This is a genomic window from bacterium, assembly GCA_026129405.1.
Taxonomy (GTDB): Bacteria; Desulfobacterota; Binatia; order DP-6; family DP-6; genus JAHCID01.
Window position 1 is genome coordinate 274045 of record JAHCID010000003.1, and the last position, 15646, is coordinate 289690.

15 protein-coding genes and 2 tRNA genes are annotated in these 15646 nt (G+C 68.9%); 6 read left to right on the forward strand and 11 right to left on the reverse strand.

The window, feature by feature from the left end:
* Positions 1-5: 5 nt before the first annotated feature.
* The 3 genes from KIT14_13885 to dnaB all read left to right on the forward strand — a co-directional run bounded on the left by KIT14_13885 (position 6) and on the right by dnaB (position 2321).
* The gene (locus tag KIT14_13885) at positions 6-662 is read left to right on the forward strand and encodes an HAD family hydrolase (GenBank protein MCW5891624.1); all 657 of its coding nucleotides are present in this window, start codon (positions 6-8) and stop codon (positions 660-662) included.
* Positions 663-772: 110 nt separating this feature from the next.
* Positions 773-934, forward strand: a complete 162-nt coding sequence (locus tag KIT14_13890; protein ID MCW5891625.1) for a hypothetical protein — start codon at positions 773-775, stop codon at positions 932-934.
* 16 nt (positions 935-950) lie between these two features.
* Positions 951-2321 (forward strand): replicative DNA helicase, encoded by a 1371-nt coding sequence (dnaB, locus tag KIT14_13895; protein MCW5891626.1) that lies wholly within the window; start codon positions 951-953, stop codon positions 2319-2321.
* A 6-nt stretch (positions 2322-2327) separates the two neighbouring features.
* On the opposite strand, the gene thiE is transcribed toward dnaB, so the two are convergent.
* From thiE to gltX, 10 genes are all read right to left on the reverse strand, one after another.
* Positions 2328-2948, reverse strand: a complete 621-nt coding sequence (thiE, locus tag KIT14_13900; protein ID MCW5891627.1) for a thiamine phosphate synthase — start codon at positions 2946-2948, stop codon at positions 2328-2330.
* Positions 2945-4399, reverse strand: coding sequence for a sigma-54-dependent Fis family transcriptional regulator (locus KIT14_13905; GenBank protein MCW5891628.1), 1455 nt, complete (start codon positions 4397-4399; stop codon positions 2945-2947). Before KIT14_13905 ends, thiE begins: the two co-directional genes overlap by 4 nt.
* Positions 4380-5525 carry a PAS domain-containing protein gene (locus KIT14_13910; protein ID MCW5891629.1) on the reverse strand — a complete coding sequence of 382 codons (1146 nt, stop codon included), beginning with the start codon at positions 5523-5525 and terminating at the stop codon, positions 4380-4382. The genes KIT14_13905 and KIT14_13910 overlap by 20 nt, the downstream gene beginning before the upstream one ends.
* Positions 5522-5878, reverse strand: coding sequence for a zinc ribbon domain-containing protein (locus KIT14_13915; GenBank protein MCW5891630.1), 357 nt, complete (start codon positions 5876-5878; stop codon positions 5522-5524). Before KIT14_13915 ends, KIT14_13910 begins: the two co-directional genes overlap by 4 nt.
* 63 nt (positions 5879-5941) lie before the next feature.
* Positions 5942-7369, reverse strand: coding sequence for a SpoVR family protein (locus tag KIT14_13920; GenBank protein ID MCW5891631.1), 1428 nt, complete (start codon positions 7367-7369; stop codon positions 5942-5944).
* A complete protein-coding gene (gene yhbH / locus KIT14_13925) occupies positions 7366-8580 on the reverse strand; it encodes a sporulation protein YhbH (protein ID MCW5891632.1) in 1215 nt (404 codons plus the stop codon). The genes KIT14_13920 and yhbH overlap by 4 nt, the downstream gene beginning before the upstream one ends.
* A 32-nt stretch (positions 8581-8612) precedes the next feature.
* Positions 8613-10544, reverse strand: a complete 1932-nt coding sequence (locus tag KIT14_13930) for a serine protein kinase (GenBank protein ID MCW5891633.1) — start codon at positions 10542-10544, stop codon at positions 8613-8615.
* A 459-nt stretch (positions 10545-11003) separates the two neighbouring features.
* Positions 11004-11075 (reverse strand) — tRNA-Glu (locus KIT14_13935).
* A gap of 10 nt (positions 11076-11085) precedes the next feature.
* Positions 11086-11158 (reverse strand) — tRNA-Gln (locus tag KIT14_13940).
* A gap of 44 nt (positions 11159-11202) precedes the next feature.
* Positions 11203-12612, reverse strand: coding sequence for a glutamate--tRNA ligase (gltX, locus tag KIT14_13945; protein ID MCW5891634.1), 1410 nt, complete (start codon positions 12610-12612; stop codon positions 11203-11205).
* A gap of 197 nt (positions 12613-12809) precedes the next feature.
* Between gltX and KIT14_13950 the strand changes: the two genes are divergently transcribed.
* Both KIT14_13950 and KIT14_13955 read left to right on the forward strand, forming a co-directional pair.
* The gene (locus KIT14_13950) at positions 12810-13193 is read left to right on the forward strand and encodes a response regulator (protein MCW5891635.1); all 384 of its coding nucleotides are present in this window, start codon (positions 12810-12812) and stop codon (positions 13191-13193) included.
* Between the two features lie 49 nt (positions 13194-13242).
* Complete coding sequence (locus tag KIT14_13955) at positions 13243-13437, forward strand: hypothetical protein (protein MCW5891636.1); 195 nt, start codon at positions 13243-13245, stop codon at positions 13435-13437.
* A gap of 6 nt (positions 13438-13443) precedes the next feature.
* On the opposite strand, the gene KIT14_13960 is transcribed toward KIT14_13955, so the two are convergent.
* The gene (locus KIT14_13960) at positions 13444-14988 is read right to left on the reverse strand and encodes an MEKHLA domain-containing protein (GenBank protein ID MCW5891637.1); all 1545 of its coding nucleotides are present in this window, start codon (positions 14986-14988) and stop codon (positions 13444-13446) included.
* 292 nt (positions 14989-15280) lie between these two features.
* Between KIT14_13960 and KIT14_13965 the strand changes: the two genes are divergently transcribed.
* Positions 15281-15490 carry a hypothetical protein gene (locus tag KIT14_13965; protein ID MCW5891638.1) on the forward strand — a complete coding sequence of 70 codons (210 nt, stop codon included), beginning with the start codon at positions 15281-15283 and terminating at the stop codon, positions 15488-15490.
* Positions 15491-15646: the final 156 nt, after the last annotated feature.

The window sequence follows — 15646 nt, forward strand, 5'->3', positions numbered from 1 at the left end:
GGTCAGTGCGGGTCGCAGCGCTCTTCGACGTCGACGGCACGCTACTCGCCCGCAACTCGGCGCAGCTGTACATGCGTCATCTACGGCGAACCGGGCAGGCGCGTCGCCGCGACGTCGCCCGCACGCTCTACTACCTCGCCCGCTACAAGCTCGGCCTGCTCGACGTGCAGGCCGCGCTCACGGCCTCGATGGAGTGGGTGCGCGGACGCTCCGAGGCCGACACCGAAGCCGACTGCCGGACCTGGTACGCCGACGAGATCCGCGGCTATCTGTACCCGGCGATGGCCGCGCTCGTGGCGCAGCATCGCGCCGCCGGGCACGTGCCGGCGCTGCTGACGAGCGCCACCCGCTACCTGGCCGAGCCGTTGGCCGCCGATCTGGGCGTGCGCGACGTGCTCGTGAGCCGCCTCGTCGTGCGCGACGGGCGCTTCACCGGCGAAGCGGTGCGGCCGATCTGCTATGGGCGTGGCAAGGTGTACTGGGCGGAGCGGTTCGCGGCCGAGCACGACGTCGACCTCGGGGCGAGCTGGTTCTACACCGACTCGATCACGGACATGCCGGTGCTCGAGCGGGTGGGGCACCCCGTCGCCGTCCACCCCGATCCACGCCTGCGACGGATCGCCCAGCAGCGTGCCTGGCCGGTCCTGCGCCCGAAGCTCTGATCGTCGGAGGTGGCGGGCGTTCCCCTCATGGGCTAGAGAAGCACCTCGCAGGGACGCGTAGCATGGGGCAGGCGGTGAAAAGGCGACGTGGGGCACCGGCACGAGCGTTCGTGCGCCCGCTCGTGATGCTGACGATCGGTGCGGTGGCGGGCGTCGCCATCTGGCGCGTCCTCATGGCCGACTCGGGCGTGCAGCCCGAGGAGCAGATCACGCGGCAGGATCGCCGGCAGCTCGAGCGGCTCCTCGAGCAGCGGACCGGCGTCGCGCGCTGAACGGGGCTCGTCGTCCATGGCGAGCATCGAGGAGGGCTTTCGCCGGGTCCCGCCGCAGGCGCTCGACGCCGAGGAGAGCGTCCTCGGCGGCATCCTCCTCGATAATACGGCGATCGACCGCGTCCACGAGCTGATCACCGCGGACGACTTCTACCGCGAGGCGCACCGCAAGATCTACCGCGCCATGCTGTCGCTCTCGGAGCGCAACGAGCCCGCCGACCTGATCACGCTGACCGAGGCGCTGCGCAATCGCGGCGAGCTGGCCGACGTGGGCGGCGTCGCCTTCCTGGCGGAGCTCGCCGAGCGCGTACCCACCGCGGCCAACATCGCGAACTACGCCCGCATCGTCCGCGAGAAGGCGATCCTGCGGAACCTCATCACCACCGCGACCGGCATCGCGACGCGCGGCTACGACGGTCAGGGCGACGTGAAGGAGCTGCTCGACCGCGCCGAGTCGGAGATCATGCAGCTCTCGGAGCGCGAGGTGAAGCCGGCGTTCGTGCGCCTCGACCAGCTGCTCGGGCAGACGTTCAAAGACATCGACCGGCTGCACGAGCAGCAGAACGCGGTCACGGGCGTCACCACCGGCTTCATCGACCTGGACAAGCTGACGGCTGGGCTGCAGCCGTCGGATCTCATCATCATCGCCGGACGCCCCAGCATGGGGAAGACGGCCTTCTGCCTCAACATCGCCGAGAACGCGGCGCTCAAGGGCGACGCGGGCTGCGCCTTCTTTTCGCTCGAGATGTCGAAGGAGCAGCTGGCGATGCGCATGCTGTGCTCGCAGGCGCACGTCGACCTCGCCCGGGTGCGTACCGGACATCTGAACGACCGGGAGTTCCGTGAGCTCGCCGAGGCCGCCGCACGTCTCTCGTACGCGCCGATCTACATCGACGACACCCCGGCGCTCACGGTCCTCGACCTGCGCTCCAAGGCACGCCGCCTGCACCGCGACGCGAACGCGCGCCTGAAGCTCATCATCGTCGACTACCTCCAGCTCATGCGGGGCTCGGAGGGACGGGACAGCCGCGAGCAGGAGATCTCGGAGATATCGCGCTCGCTGAAGGCGCTGGCCAAGGAGCTGCACGTGCCGGTGATCGCGCTCTCGCAGCTGAACCGGCAGGTCGAGAGCCGCAGTCCCCCGAAGCCGCGGCTCTCCGACCTCCGCGAGTCGGGCGCGATCGAGCAGGACGCCGACGTGATCGGCTTCATCTACCGCGAAGAGGTCTACGTCGAGGACAGCGACAAGAAGGGCGTCGCGGAGATCATCGTGGCGAAGCAGCGCAACGGCCCGATCGGGTCCGTCGAGCTCACCTTCCTGCGCGAGTTCACGCGCTTCGAGAACCGCGAGGTCATGCCCAGCGAGCCGGACACCCAGGTCGGCTGAACGCGCTCAGCGGGCGAGGCGGGCGACGACGTCGCGCACGGCAGCGGCCGGGTCCGGGGCGCGCACGAGCGCCCCGATCATGGCGACGGCGTCGGCACCGGCCGCACGCACGGCCGCCGCGGTGTCGGGTCCGATGCCCCCGATGGCGACCAGTGGGCACTCGGGGACCGCCGCCCGTACGGCGGCGACGAGATCGAGACCGCGTGGCGTGAGGGCGTTCGTCTTGCTGGTGGTGGCGTAGATCGGGCCGACGCCGAGATAGTCGGCCCCGGCGGCGGCCGCGGCCCGCGCCTGGGCCACGTCGTGCGTGGACAGCCCCACCACGACGCCCGGGCCGACGACACGGCGGGCGGCGGCGATCGGCAGGTCGTCCTGCCCGAGGTGAACGCCGGCGGCGCCGGCGGCGCGGGCGACGTCGGCGCGGTCGTTGACGACGAGGCGGGCGCCGGCGGCGCGGGCGCGAGCGACGAGCACGCGGGCGACGGCGAGCACCTCGCGTGCGCTCGCGTCCTTCAGCCGCAGCTGGAGGATGCGCGCCCCTCCCGCGAGGAGCGCCTCGCCGAGCGCGACCGGATCGCGGGCGGTGTCGAGCGGGTCGACGATCGCGTAGAGCGGCGGGAGGGTCACCCGACGGAGCCGCCCGGCAGGCGGCGCAGCGCGATGCCGAGCTCGGTGATCTTCTTGCGCAGGGTGTTGCGGTTGATGCCGAGCATGTCGGCGGCGCGCACCTGGTTGCCGCCGGCCCGCTCGAGCACGACCTCGAGCAGGGGCTTCTCCACCGCACCGATCAGCGCCGTGTAGAGGTCGCGCGCGCCGTCGCCGTCTGCGTCGAGCAGCTCGGCGAGGCGCCGGCGGACCGCCTCCTCGAGGGGCAGGATCTCGGTCGGCGCCGGGCGATGCGGCGTGGCGAGGACGAAGTCCTCGGGGACGAGCGTGCGGCCCTTGGCGAGGACCGCGGCGCGCAGGAGGGTGTTCTCGAGCTCACGGACGTTGCCCGGCCAGGAATGGCGAATGAGCATCTCGCGCACCTCGTCGGTGACGCCGACGATGTTGGTGCCGAGGTCGCGGTTGATCTTGTCGAGGAAGAACTCGATCAGCTCCGGAATGTCCGCCTTCCGCTCGCGCAGCGGCGGCACGAGGATGCGCACCACGTTCAGGCGGAAGAAGAGGTCCTCGCGGAAGCGGCCGCCGCGGACGGCGGACTCGAGGTCCTGGTTCGTGGCGGCGACGATGCGCACGTCGGAGCGGATGAGATCGCGGCCGCCCACGCGTGTGAACTCGCGCTCCTGCAGGACCCGCAGGAGCTTCGCCTGGAGGCCGAGCGGCATGTCGGCGATCTCGTCGAGGAAGAGGGTGCCGCCGGCGGCGGCCTCGAATTTGCCGATGCGGCGCTCGACGGCGCCGGTGAAGGCGCCGCGCTCGTAGCCGAAGAGCTCGCTCTCGAGCAGCTCGTTCGGGATCGCCGAGCAGTTGAGGGCGACGAAGGGTCCCCGCCGCTCGGAGTGATAGTGCAGGGTCTGGGCGACGAGCTCCTTGCCGGTGCCGGTTTCGCCCTGGATCAGGACGGTCGCGTCGGTCGGGGCGGCGCGGCCGATGATCTTGTAGACCTCCTGCATGGTCGGCGTCCCGCCGATCACCATCTCGTGGCGCTGGCGGAGCTCGCCGCGCAGGCGCTCCAGATCTTGCGTCAACCGGCGCAGCGAGAGGGCGCGCGTCAGCAGCGCCGCGACCTGCTCGAGGTCGAAGGGTTTCGTCAGGTAGTCGTAGGCCCCGCGCTTGGTCGCTTCGATGGCGTTGCCCATGGTGTTCTGGGCGGTCATCACGATGAAGAGGGTGTCGAGGCCGTCCTCACGCGCGCGGCTGAGCACGTCGAGGCCCGAGAGGTCGGGCATACGGATGTCGACCAGCGCGACGTCGAAGCGTCGTTCGCGAAGCGCGGTGAGCGCCTCGGTGCCGCTGCCGACGCTCACGACGGTATGCCCGCGCTGGGCGCAGGCGCGCTCCAGCACCCAGCGGATGGAGTCCTCGTCGTCGGCGACGAGGATGGTGCCGGTCGGCTCAGGTTCCGGGTTCGACATGATCCTCACTCACGGGGAGGGTGACACGAAAGACGCTGCCGCCGGTCGGTCCGGGCTCGTGGGCGATGGCGCCCCCGTGCTCGCTGATGATCCGGTGGCAGAGGGCGAGACCGAGCCCGGTGCCGCGGGCCTTGGTCGTGAAGAACGGGGCGAACAGGTTGGCACGATGCTCCTCGGCGACGCCGGGCCCGTCGTCCGCGATGCTGACGGCGAGGAACTGGCTGCGACCCTGACGCCGCCGCACGTGGTAGCGGGTGTCGAGCCGCGTGGCGATGACGAGACGTCCGGCCCCGGCGAGCGCCTCGAGGGCGTTGCGCACCAGGTTGAGGAACACCTGGGTCAGCTGGGCGCGGTCGCCCTGCACCGCCGGCAGGCTCGGATCGAACTCGCTGCGCAGTTCCACCGCTCCCCATTCGGGGGCCTGACGCTGGAGCGATACGACGTCGTTCAGGATGCGGTGGATGTTCACGGCCTGCATCTGGAGCCGCGGCGGGGTGGCCAGGCTGCGCAGCTGCTCGACGAGGCCGTCGAGCCGCTCCACCTCGCGGACGATGATCTCCGTACATCGGATCTGCTCGGGGTCGGACAACGACGCCCGCAGGAGCTGCGCGGCACCCTTGATCCCGCCCAGCGGGTTGCGGATCTCGTGGGCCAGGCCGAGGGCGACCGTGCCGAGCGCGGCGAGGCGATCCGCACGCCGGGTCGTCTCGTCGAGCGCCCGCTCGAGGGTCAGGTCGTGGAGGACGAGGACCGCGCCGCTGACCGTCCCGCGCTCGTCGTAGACGGGCGCGCAGGCCCCGCTCACCCGCACCTCGGTGCCGTGGACACGCAGGGTGCCCTCGCTGCGCCGGGCGAAGCCTTCGGCCAGGGTCTGGCGGGCGGTGTCGGCGAGCCACTCGGCCCCCTTCCGACCGCCGAAGAGCGTCGCGACCGCAACGCCGATGCCCTGGGACGCCGCAAGGCCCGTCATCTGCTCGGCGGCGGGGTTCATGTCGCTCAACGTGCCCTCGGCATCGAGGACGATGACCCCGTCGCTGATGCTGGCGAGGACGTCGGCCCAGCGCAGGCGCTCGGCCTCGACCCGCTCGGGGCCGGACGGCGTGGGATGACCGGAAGGGGCCGTCACTCGTCCCCACCGGCGCCGTCGTCGCTCGCTCCGGCGTCGTCGCCCGACTCCATGTCGTCGATCATGGCCTCGACGTCGTCGCCCCCGTCCTCGCCCAGCTCCTGGCCCATCTTGCGCATCCAGCGGGCCACGCTCCGCGGGTCGTTCTCGTCGATCCCACCCAGCGCGGAGTCGTCGGACAAGGCGTCCAGGCGGGCCTCCTCGGATCGCACCATGGCGAAGCGCGACATCAGACGGTGCAGGCGCGGGCTCCCGCAGTGCTCGCAGGTGGCGTCCACGGTCTCGCCGACACGCAGGGTGAGCACGGTCACCTTCCGGCGGCAGTCCTCGCAGCGATACTCGTAGATCGGCACCGGGCGAAATTATAGCGTCCCGCGGGGGGGAGGCCAGTGACGGCTCGGCCGCCAGGGCCGGGGCTACTTCGCGGCCTTCGCGGAGAAGCCCCGCTCGCCGTAGCTGAGGGTCGCCTTCTTGCCGTTCAGGACCGTATCGAGCACCACCTCGCGGCCCCAGAGCCGGTGAACGTAGCTCAGGGTGCGCTCGGCGTACTCGAGCTGGAGGTCGCGGCCGTCGTGGACGTGGCCGAGCAGGAGCGTGCGGCTGCCGGAGAAGTCGGCGTCTTCCACCCGAATGACGGGGGTCGAGCCCATCCCGACGCTCTTCACGAGCAGCTCCTTCACTTCCCGCCAGCCCTGCTCGTCGGAGACGTGGCTGACTACGAGATCGTCGCCGCGCGACTCGTAGCGGATCAGGTCGAGGTCACGCATCTGCTTCTCGCCGAGCCAGCGGCGCAGAAAAGAGACGTCGCGGTCGACCTCGCGGGTATCGAACATGAGCTGGCGGCCGGTCTTGTCGGCGGGGAGGCGCTCACGCTCCTCGGGTGTGGGCTCGTTGCCGCGCCGCTCGATGTCGTCCCAGAGCTTCAGGCCGATGTGATACGGGTTGATACCCCCGGGATGCGGTCGCACCACCTGGTTGTGCCGGACGAGGAACTCGAGGTGCAGCCCCTGCGGTAGCTGGAGGCTCTCGAGGATCGTGCGGTGCCAGTAGGAGGCCCAGCCCTCGTTCATGATCTTCGTCTCGATCTGGGGGATGAAGTACTGGGCCTCCTCGTGGACGATCGTGAGGAGGTCGCGCTCCCAGTTCGTGAGGAAGGGGTTGTGGTCGCGGATGAAGAGCAGCAGGTCTTCGTCCGGCGACGGCGGCACCTTGGCAGGTGGTGGCGGCGGCGCGTCGGGGCGCCTGTGGATCTTCTGGAACGGGTCCGATCGCGGGTGCAGGGCTTCGTCGAGCCGGGCCTGCTCCGCCGGCTCGGAGAGCTTCTTCACCGCCATGTTGCGGCGGCACTGGAGGGAGAGCGCGTGGGCGGCGTCGAGGATTCCCTCGATGCGCTCGTAGCCGATGCTCGGGTCCTCGATGTAGCGGCGGACGCGGTCCGCGTGCGCCTTGAACGTCGTGATGGTGTACTCGGCGCGGGTCGTCTGGAACGTGAAGTTGTTCCGGAAGAAGTCGTTGTGCCCGTAGACGTGCGCGATCGTCAGTATCTGGAGGCACAGCGTGTTGTCCCGCATCAGGTAGGCGAGGGCGGGGCTCGAGTTGATGACCATCTCGTACGGCAGTCCCGAGACGCCGTGGTCGTAGAGCGTCTTCAGCTTCTCGTACGACTTGCCGTACGACCAATGCGGGTAGTGCGACGGCATACCGGAGTAGGCCATGTAGCCGAGCATCGCGGTGTGGTCGCATATCTCGAACTCCTGCGGATAGCAGGTGAGGCCGAACTCCTGGACCTTGTCGCGGATGCGGGCGTCCCAGTACTCGAGGTCGCGGAGGGTGTAGTCGCTCACGCCTGCACTCCCTGCCGCGCGCCGCGGTCCTTGCCGAGGAACGCCTTGAAGGAGGGCCAGATGTCCTCCTTCCGCTCGATCAGCACGGTCTGGAAGTTGTCGTCGTCGAGGCGGCGGAAGATGTTGAGCATCGAGCTCTCGTAGTAGCGCGACCCGAGCGGCTTGATCTCGCCGTAGCCGAACAGGTTGCATACCTGGCAGAGCTCCTTCGCCGCCTTCAGCGCCGCCGGGTTGTCGGAGTCGAAGTTGTCGCCGTCCGAGCAGTGGAAGGCGTAGATGTTCCACAGCGACGGGTGGTAGCGCGCCTGGATGATCTCGAGCGCCTTCGTGTAGGCGGACGAGATGAACGTCCCGCCCGACTCGCCCTTGTGAAAAAACTCCTCCTCGGTGACCTCCTTCGCCTCGGTGTGGTGGGCAACGAAGGCGATCTCGACGTTCTGATACTTCGTGCAGATGAACTGGTAGAGCAGGAAGAAAAAGCTCCGCGCGAGGTACTTCTTCATCGTGTCCATCGAGCCCGAGGTGTCCATCAGGCACAGGACGACGGCATTCGACTCCTTGCGGACGTCGGTGACGATGTGGCGATAGACGAGGTCGTCGTCGTGGAACGGGAAGCGCCCGGCGCGCGGCCCCTGGCCGGCCGCCGGTGAAAACGCCGTCTCCTGCCGGCGGATCGCCGCCATGCGCCGCTTGGCACGCTCGCGTGCCGTGCGCCGCTTGTCGAGACGGATGCGGATGCCGACCTGCCGGTAGCCCTTGCGCTTCGCCGTCCGGTAGGCCTCGATTTCGCGCAACGCCTTGCGCTCGAGGTCGGGCAGCTCGAGATCCTCGAACATGATCTCGATCAGCTCCTCGAGCGTGACGTCCGTCTCGTAGAAGTCGCTACCGGGCGAGTCGCCGGCCTTGTCCTCGCCGCCCTGCTGCCCCTTGGCCTTGCCGACGACCTGGCCCTGCTGGCTGTCGCCGTTGCCCTGGCCGACGCCCGGCGTGTTCTCGCCGTAGACGAAGCGGTACTCGCGGATGCCGCGGATCGGCACCTTGATGATGCGATCGCGGTTCTGCCCTATGATGGATTCCTCCGCGATGATGTCGGCGATGTTCTCGCGGATCGACTCGCGGATCTTGAGACGGTGCCGGGCCCGGTCGCCGGCGGAGCGGTCGCTCCGCTCGGCGTCCGACGGCGTGTAGGGTCGAAAGATGGTGTCGCCCATGCGGCGTCAGGCGGCGCCCGCGGGCCGCCGCGTCAGTCCTTCCAGAGGTTGTTGGCTGCGTACTTGAGCACCACGTCGACGCAGCTCGTGCAGTAGCCGTTCTCGAGCAGGTTCTTCACCATGGCGTCGTACTTCGACGACTGCTCCTCGTCCCGCGTGCGCGCCTTGGTGATGATCCGGCTGATGTCGCGCACCGACGACATGAGCTTCTTCTCGATGGCTTCCTTCAGCGGCTCGTAGCTCTTGTACGAGACCCGCTCGCCGCGGCGGCTGGCCGCCCACAGGTAGGCGATGACCTCCTGCCGGAAGCCCTCGGCGGCGGTGCCGATGATGGCGATCTGCTCCTCGATCGACTTGAGGAAGCCCTCGTCGGGCTGGAGCTCTTCCTTGGTGTTGCGATCCTTCACCTTCGTCTTGTTCACGAAGGCCTCGGCATGGTCGAGGTAGTTCTGGAAGAGGGCCTCGGCCTGCTCCTGATAGGAGTAGACGAAGGCCTTCGTGATCTCCTTCTCGAGCAGCTCGAGGTATTCCTTGTGCAGCACGTCCTGGAGCAGCTCGAGGTAGTGCTTGCGCGTGTCGTCCGGGAGGTCCGTCTCCTTGGTCATGTTGATCAAGGCTTCGCGGACGTTGATCGGGTTGATGCAGTTGCCCTCGACGTTGTCTGAGAGCGCGTTGTCGAGCGCCTTCATGATGAAGCGGGTGGAGATGCCGCTCATGCCCTCACGCTTGGTGTCGTCGCGCAGCTCCTGTACGTCGAGCTTCTTGGTGCGGCCCTTCTCGACGATCTCCTCGCCGTTGTAGAGCTTGAGCTTGGTCATGAGGTCGCACTTGGGCGTCGGCTCGAGGCGCGACAGGAGTGCGAACATCGACGCGACCTCGAGCGTGTGGGGCGCCACGTGCGCGTGGAAGTCCGAGTGGCGGATGATCTTCTGGTAGATCTTCACCTCTTCGGACAAGCGCAGGTTGTAGGGCACCTTCACGACCACGATGCGGTCGAGGATCGCCTCGTTCGTGTGGTCGGCCTTGAACCTCTGCCACTCCGCCTCGTTCGAGTGGGCGACGATGCAGGTGTCGACGTAGACCATGCCGTGGCGGCCGGGCGCGGGGATGACCTTCTCCTGCGTCGCCGTGATCATGGCGTGCAGGTACTCGGTCTCGTTCTTGAAGACCTCGATGAACTCGACCACGCCGCGGTTGCCGACGTTCAGCGCCCCGTTGAGATCGAGCACGCGCGGATCGCCTTCGCTGTAGAGGTCGAGCTTCGAGATGTCCTCGCTGCCGATGAGGACCGAGGTGTCCTGGTTGTTCGGATCGACCGGCGGGACCACCCCGACCCCGACGCGATTGCGCTTCGAGAATTCCTTCGTGACGATGGGGAACTCTTCGTACCGCGTGCCGAATTCCTCCTTCAGACGGAAGCGACACACGGGGCAGAGATCGCCCTCGATGTTCACGCCGAGCATCTTCTCGAACTCCTTGCGCAGGTGGCGCGGGAGGAGATGCAACGGCTCCTCGAACATCGGGCAGCCGTCGATCGCGTAGAACGGCTCGGAGTACTCCAGCCCACGCTGGAGCTTCTCGACGAGCGAGCTCTTCCCGGAGCCCACCGGTCCCATCAGGTAGAGCACCTGGCGGCTCTCCTCGCCCTTCAGCGAGGCAGAGTGGAAGTAGCGGACGATCTGACTGATCGTCTTCTCGATGCCGAAGAACTCGTCGCGGAAGAAGTTGTAGGTCTTCAGCGACTCGTCTTTGTACAGGCGCTTCGTCCGCGCGTCCGCGGACTCGAGCATGTCCTGTGACCCGTCCCGCATCATCATCTCGTACAAGCGGCCGTGCGCGAGACGGGGGAGGGTGGGGTCCTGGCGTACCAGCTCGAGGTATTCGAGGAACGTCCCGCGCCACTTGCGTGATTCGCGGTGAGCGCGGTCCTCTTTGATGATCTGCTCGAATGAGGGCTTGTCCATCGACGTCAGCTCCCTCTCGGCACGCCAGGGTTACGGAAGGTCAGGGCCCTGCTCGGCCGGTCCTCCCGCCCGCGGCAGCCGGGCGGATGTAATGCATGGGGATCATGGTTTCGCGGTGCACGAGGTCGGCGCACTCCGCGGAATGATCAAAGCAAGCCACGTGCCCGGAAAATACGCCGCACTGCGGTCGCCGTCGCGCCGATGCAACGGGAGCGGATGCCTGTCGAGGCAGCAGGGCTCGGTCTCCGAGCGCGTCCGCCATCCTCGTCCACTGCGTCCCTCCACTCACCCCGCACCACCCCGCATCTTCGAGCCGAACACCGAGCCGACCAACTCGCGCAGCTCCGACACGCAATGCGTGGCGACGGTACCGTCGCACCCAGCCGGTGTCAAGTTAATGGCGCCCAAACGAGACGCGCGTCACGTCGACCTACGACGAGACGCGCGTTGGACCGCTGATGGTCCCAGGGGGAATCGAACCCCCGCTACCGACGTGAGAGGCCGGTGTCCTAGCCGCTAGACGATGGGACCGCAGTGTGAGCTGAGGCGGGAGGACTCGAACCTCCAATACCCTGATCCAGAGTCAGGTGCCTTACCAATTAGGCCACGCCTCAACGCCGCGAACGAGGGCGGACCATAGTGACCGGTCCCCAGGGAGTCAAGGCGCGGACGCGGTGCGTGCATGCGCGACAGCGAGGCGCGCGAGCGCACGCTCACGCCCGAGCAACTCGAGGACCTCGAAGATGCCCGGGCTCGCCGTGCCGCCGGTCGACGCGACGCGTACGGGCTGCGCCAGCTTACCGAGTGCGAGCCCGTGCGCCTCGACAACCGCGCGGAAGACCGACTCGATCGCGGCGATCTCCCAGCTGCCGAGGGCGCCGAGTCGCGTGTGCAGATCGTTGAGGGCGGGGGCGATCGCCGGCGTCAGGTGCTTTGCGGCCGCGGCGGCGTCGAGCGCGATCGGATCGACGAGATAGGTGCGCAGCTGCGCGGCGAGCTCGACGAGCGTCCGCGCACGATCGCGCAGCAGCGCCACGGCACGCACGAGCCAGGTGTGGTCGGGCGGGTCGGGCACGCCGGCGGCGGGGAGAAACGCGCGCACCGCTGCCGCGAGGGTCTCCGGCGTCATCCCTTTGAGCCATTGAAAGTTCGTCCACAGGAGCTTCTCCGGATTGAAGACTGCGGGCGAGGCGCCGACGTGCTCGAGGCCGAAGTGCTCGACCAGCTCGGCGCGGGTGAACAGCTCCTGGTCGCCATGCGACCACCCGAGGCGCACGAGGAAGTTCACGAGCGCGTCCGACAGATAGCCGTCGTCGCGGTAGGACGTCACCGAGGTCGCGCCGTGCCGCTTCGAGAGCCGCGTCTTGTCGAGACCCAGGATCAGGGGAACGTGCGCGAAGCGAGGCAGCGGTGCGCCGAGTGCCTGGTAGAGCAGAATCTGGCGCGGGGTGTTGCTCAGGTGATCGTCGCCGCGGATGACGTCGGTCATGCGCATGTCGACGTCGTCGACGACGACGCAGAAGTTGTAGATCGGCGAGCCGTCGGAGCGTTGGATGATGAAGTCGTCGAGCTCGGCGTTGGCGAAGACGACGCGACCCTTGATCGCGTCGTCGACGACCGTCTCGCCGTCGGACGGCGTCTTGAAGCGGACCGTGAAGGTCTCGCGTCCGTCGGGCGCCGTCGGGCGCGTGCGACAGCGCCGGTCGTAGGCGGGCGAGCCGCCGGCTGCGAGCTGCGCCGCGCGCCGAGCCTCTAGCTCGTCCGATGTACACCAGCAGCGATAGGCGTGGTCGTTCGCGAGCAGCTGCGCGGTGGCGTCGGCATACAGCGCGAAGCGCTGCGTCTGGTAGAAAGGCCCCTCGTCCCAGTCGATGCCGAGCCAGCTGAGGCCGTCGAAGATCGCCTGGATCGATTCCGGGGTGGAGCGGGCGCGATCGGTGTCCTCGATGCGCAGGACGAACGTGCCGCCGTGGCGTCGCGCATAGAGCTGGTTGAACAGGGCGGTACGCGCGCCGCCGATGTGGAGAAAGCCCGTGGGGCTCGGCGCGAAGCGCGTGCGGACGGACATCCACGGCACCTATGCGGGGCATTCCTGCAAGTCAAATTCGTGACCCCGCCTTCGCACGATTCGGGTTTGAGACCCGTTGTGCTCCTCTGCATACTCGGCCACACGGCGGAGATGGCGGAGAGCGGGGCGATCGCCATGAGCGCGAGACAGTGCGCCGCGCGTGCGGCCCGGCGCGCGGCGGAGAAGGGGTGACCGGCATGACGCTCAAGAAGATACTGGTCGTGGAGGACAACGAGGACAATCGCCGCATCCTCGTGTACCGCCTGCGCAAGATCGGCCAGTTCGACATCCGCGAGGCGACCAACGGCCAGGAGGCCATCGAAGCCGTCCGCGTCGACCCCCCCGACCTGATCTTCATGGATCTGAAGATGCCGGTGATGGACGGCTGGGAGGCGACGAAGCGCATCCGCCAGATGGACGGGGGCGACACGGTCCGCATCATCGCGCTGACGGCACAGGCGATGGCCGGCGACGAGGAGAAGGCGCTCGCGATCGGATGTGACGACTATCTCGCCAAGCCCGTCGTCGATCCCGCCCTCGTTCGCCAGAAGCTCGAGCGCCTGATCGGCGCCGCGGCCTGAGTGCCTGCGCGGGGCTCGCGCGCCCCGGCTGCCGTGCTAGACGGGATGCATGGCGATCGATGCGTCCCAGATCCGTTCCGCGCTCGAGGCAGGGCGCGCCCACGCCGTGCGCCGCTTGCGCGCGCTCGCGGACGACCTGGAGCGCGTGCCGGTCGACGACGCGGCCGACGCCCTCGCCGGCATCGTTCACCAGCTCGACGACGTCGTGCAGGCACTGCGTCGTGCCATGGGTGCGACGGCGTAGCCCGGCTCACTGCGCCCGGCGGCGGAAGCGCGCCGGATCGCCGAGCACGTCCGTCAGGTCCTCGACACCGACGGGCTTCGTCAGGTGCAGATCGAAGCCGGCCAGGCGGCTGCGCTCCTTGTCCTCGTCCCGTCCGTAGCCGGTCAGCGCGACGAGCAGCGTCTCGGCGCCGCCCGGCTGCGCGCGGATGCGGCGAGCGACCTCGAGTCCGTCGATGCCCGGGAGCCCGATGTCCACGAGCATCACCTCCGGGCGCGCGCGCTCGCGTGCCACCAGCGCGCCGAGGCCGTCATGTGCGACCTCGACCTGGTGCCCGAGCACCTCGACGAGCATCGAGAGCGCGTACGCCGCATCGGTGTTGTCCTCGACCACCACGACGCGGGTCGAGCGCGCGGCCGAGAGCGGCGGCGCGGTTGGCGGCGCCGGGTCCGCGCGCGACTCCGTCGCCGGCGGCGGTAGCGGAAGCCGCACGAGGAATTCCGCGCCCCGGCCGAGGCCGTGGCTCCGCGCCTCGACCCGGCCCCCGTGCAACTCGACCAGAGTACGAACCAGTGCGAGCCCGAGGCCGAGCCCGCCCTGGGCGCGATCGAGGCTCCGATCGGCTTGCGCGAACGTCTCGAAGACGTGCGCGAGCATGGCCGGCTCGATCCCCACGCCGGTGTCGCTGACCGCCAGCACCACCTCGGAGCCGTCGACCTCGGCTCGGACGTCGATGTGGCCACCGGGCGGCGTGTACTTGGCGGCGTTGCTGAGCAGGTTCGCGACGACCTGCTCGAGGCGCCCCGGATCGGCGTCGACGATGATCTCCTCGGCGACCGCCTGTGACAGCGTGTGTCCCTGCTCGGGTATCTGCGCGACCGCCTCGACCGCACGGCGCACGACCTCCCGCAGCGGGATGCGCACCTTGCGCAGCGTGATCTTGCCGTGCTGCACCCGCGCGACGTCGAGGAGATCGTCCACCAGCTGACGCAGCTGCGCCGTCTGGCGGCGGGCGATGTCGAGCGCCTGCTCGCGGCGTTCCGGATCGAGATACGCCGTGATGATCGCGCTCTGCACGGCCGCGAGGGGGTTGCGCAGCTCGTGGCCGAGCAGGGCGAGGAACCGGTCCTTCGCCTCCTCCGCCCGCCGCCGCTCCGAGACGTCACGGGCGATCTTGGACGCGCCGACCACGCGGTCGTCCGCGTCGCGGATGGGCGAGACCGTGAGCGAGACGTGCAGGCGCGTCCCGTCCTTGCGGACGCGCTCCGTTTCGAAATGGTCCACGCGGTTTCCCTGGCGGATCTGATCGAGGATCCGGCGCATGTCGTCGCTGCGCTCGGGCGGGAGGAGGCGCGTGATCGGAGTACCGATCATCTCCTCGGCGGTGTAGCCGAACATGCGCATCGCCGCGGCGTTCCAGCTCGTAACGATCCCGTCGAGCGTCTTGCCGATGATGGCGTCGTCGGATGAGTCGACGATGGCCGCAAGCAGGGCTCTGGCGTGCGCAAACGATAAGTCGCCTTCGACGCCGCGTCGGGTGGACTCGGTGCCGGCCTTCTTGGCACGGCTCATCGCGAGACGAGAGCGGGTTCGAGCATGTCTGCGCGCTGCATCTCGGCTTATCGAGCCCCCTCGCGGGGGTCAAGCCGCATCGGCGTTCCGGCGGCCCGCGAGAATGAGGGTTCCGCTCGCACACGTCCCGTGGCATCTTCGAATTCACGCACGCACTCGGCGCTGGCCATGCGCCTCGTTCGCCTCGCTAACTACTCATGGGGCCGTCTGTGAGGCGAGGTGTCTGTGGATACGCATTGTCTGTTCGGTCAGGCTGGCGCGCGGGACGTGATCGGGGTAGAGGGACCGGGACATGGTTCGGCGCTGGTGCATCGAGTGGAAGACGCTGGCGCTCTACCGCCTCGACGCGGAGTCGCGCTGGAAGACGTTCCGCCTACGCTGCGCCGGATGTGGCCGCATGACCGTCGGCGGCCGGCGACGCTGGTTCGATGGCGTGTGCGGACGATGCCGCGGCGCACGCGTCGGTACGAGGCTCGCGCAGCGGCCGCACGCCGAGGCGTGAGCGGCAGCGCTGGGATCGGGCCACGCGCTCGGCACCGGGGGGCGCCGCGGGGCGCACGAGGCCCTGGAGCGAGGCTGGCGGCGATGGCGTTGCACGCCGCCTTCGGCTTGCCGCCCCTCGACGATCGCTTGCACCGCGCGCGCGTTGCCGATAACG

Excerpts from the sequence above, each read along its gene's own strand:
- KIT14_13965 (MCW5891638.1), top strand. The coding sequence starts at position 15,281 with ATGGTTCGGCGCTGGTGCATCGAGTGGAAGACGCTGGCGCTCTACCGC.
- gltX (MCW5891634.1), bottom strand. The coding sequence starts at position 12,612 with ATGTCCGTCCGCACGCGCTTCGCGCCGAGCCCCACGGGCTTTCTCCAC.
- dnaB (MCW5891626.1), top strand. The coding sequence starts at position 951 with ATGGCGAGCATCGAGGAGGGCTTTCGCCGGGTCCCGCCGCAGGCGCTC.
- yhbH (MCW5891632.1), bottom strand. The coding sequence starts at position 8,580 with ATGGGCGACACCATCTTTCGACCCTACACGCCGTCGGACGCCGAGCGG.
- KIT14_13930 (MCW5891633.1), bottom strand. The coding sequence starts at position 10,544 with ATGGACAAGCCCTCATTCGAGCAGATCATCAAAGAGGACCGCGCTCAC.
- KIT14_13950 (MCW5891635.1), top strand. The coding sequence starts at position 12,810 with ATGACGCTCAAGAAGATACTGGTCGTGGAGGACAACGAGGACAATCGC.
- KIT14_13960 (MCW5891637.1), bottom strand. The coding sequence starts at position 14,988 with ATGAGCCGTGCCAAGAAGGCCGGCACCGAGTCCACCCGACGCGGCGTC.
- KIT14_13905 (MCW5891628.1), bottom strand. The coding sequence starts at position 4,399 with ATGTCGAACCCGGAACCTGAGCCGACCGGCACCATCCTCGTCGCCGAC.
- KIT14_13955 (MCW5891636.1), top strand. The coding sequence starts at position 13,243 with ATGGCGATCGATGCGTCCCAGATCCGTTCCGCGCTCGAGGCAGGGCGC.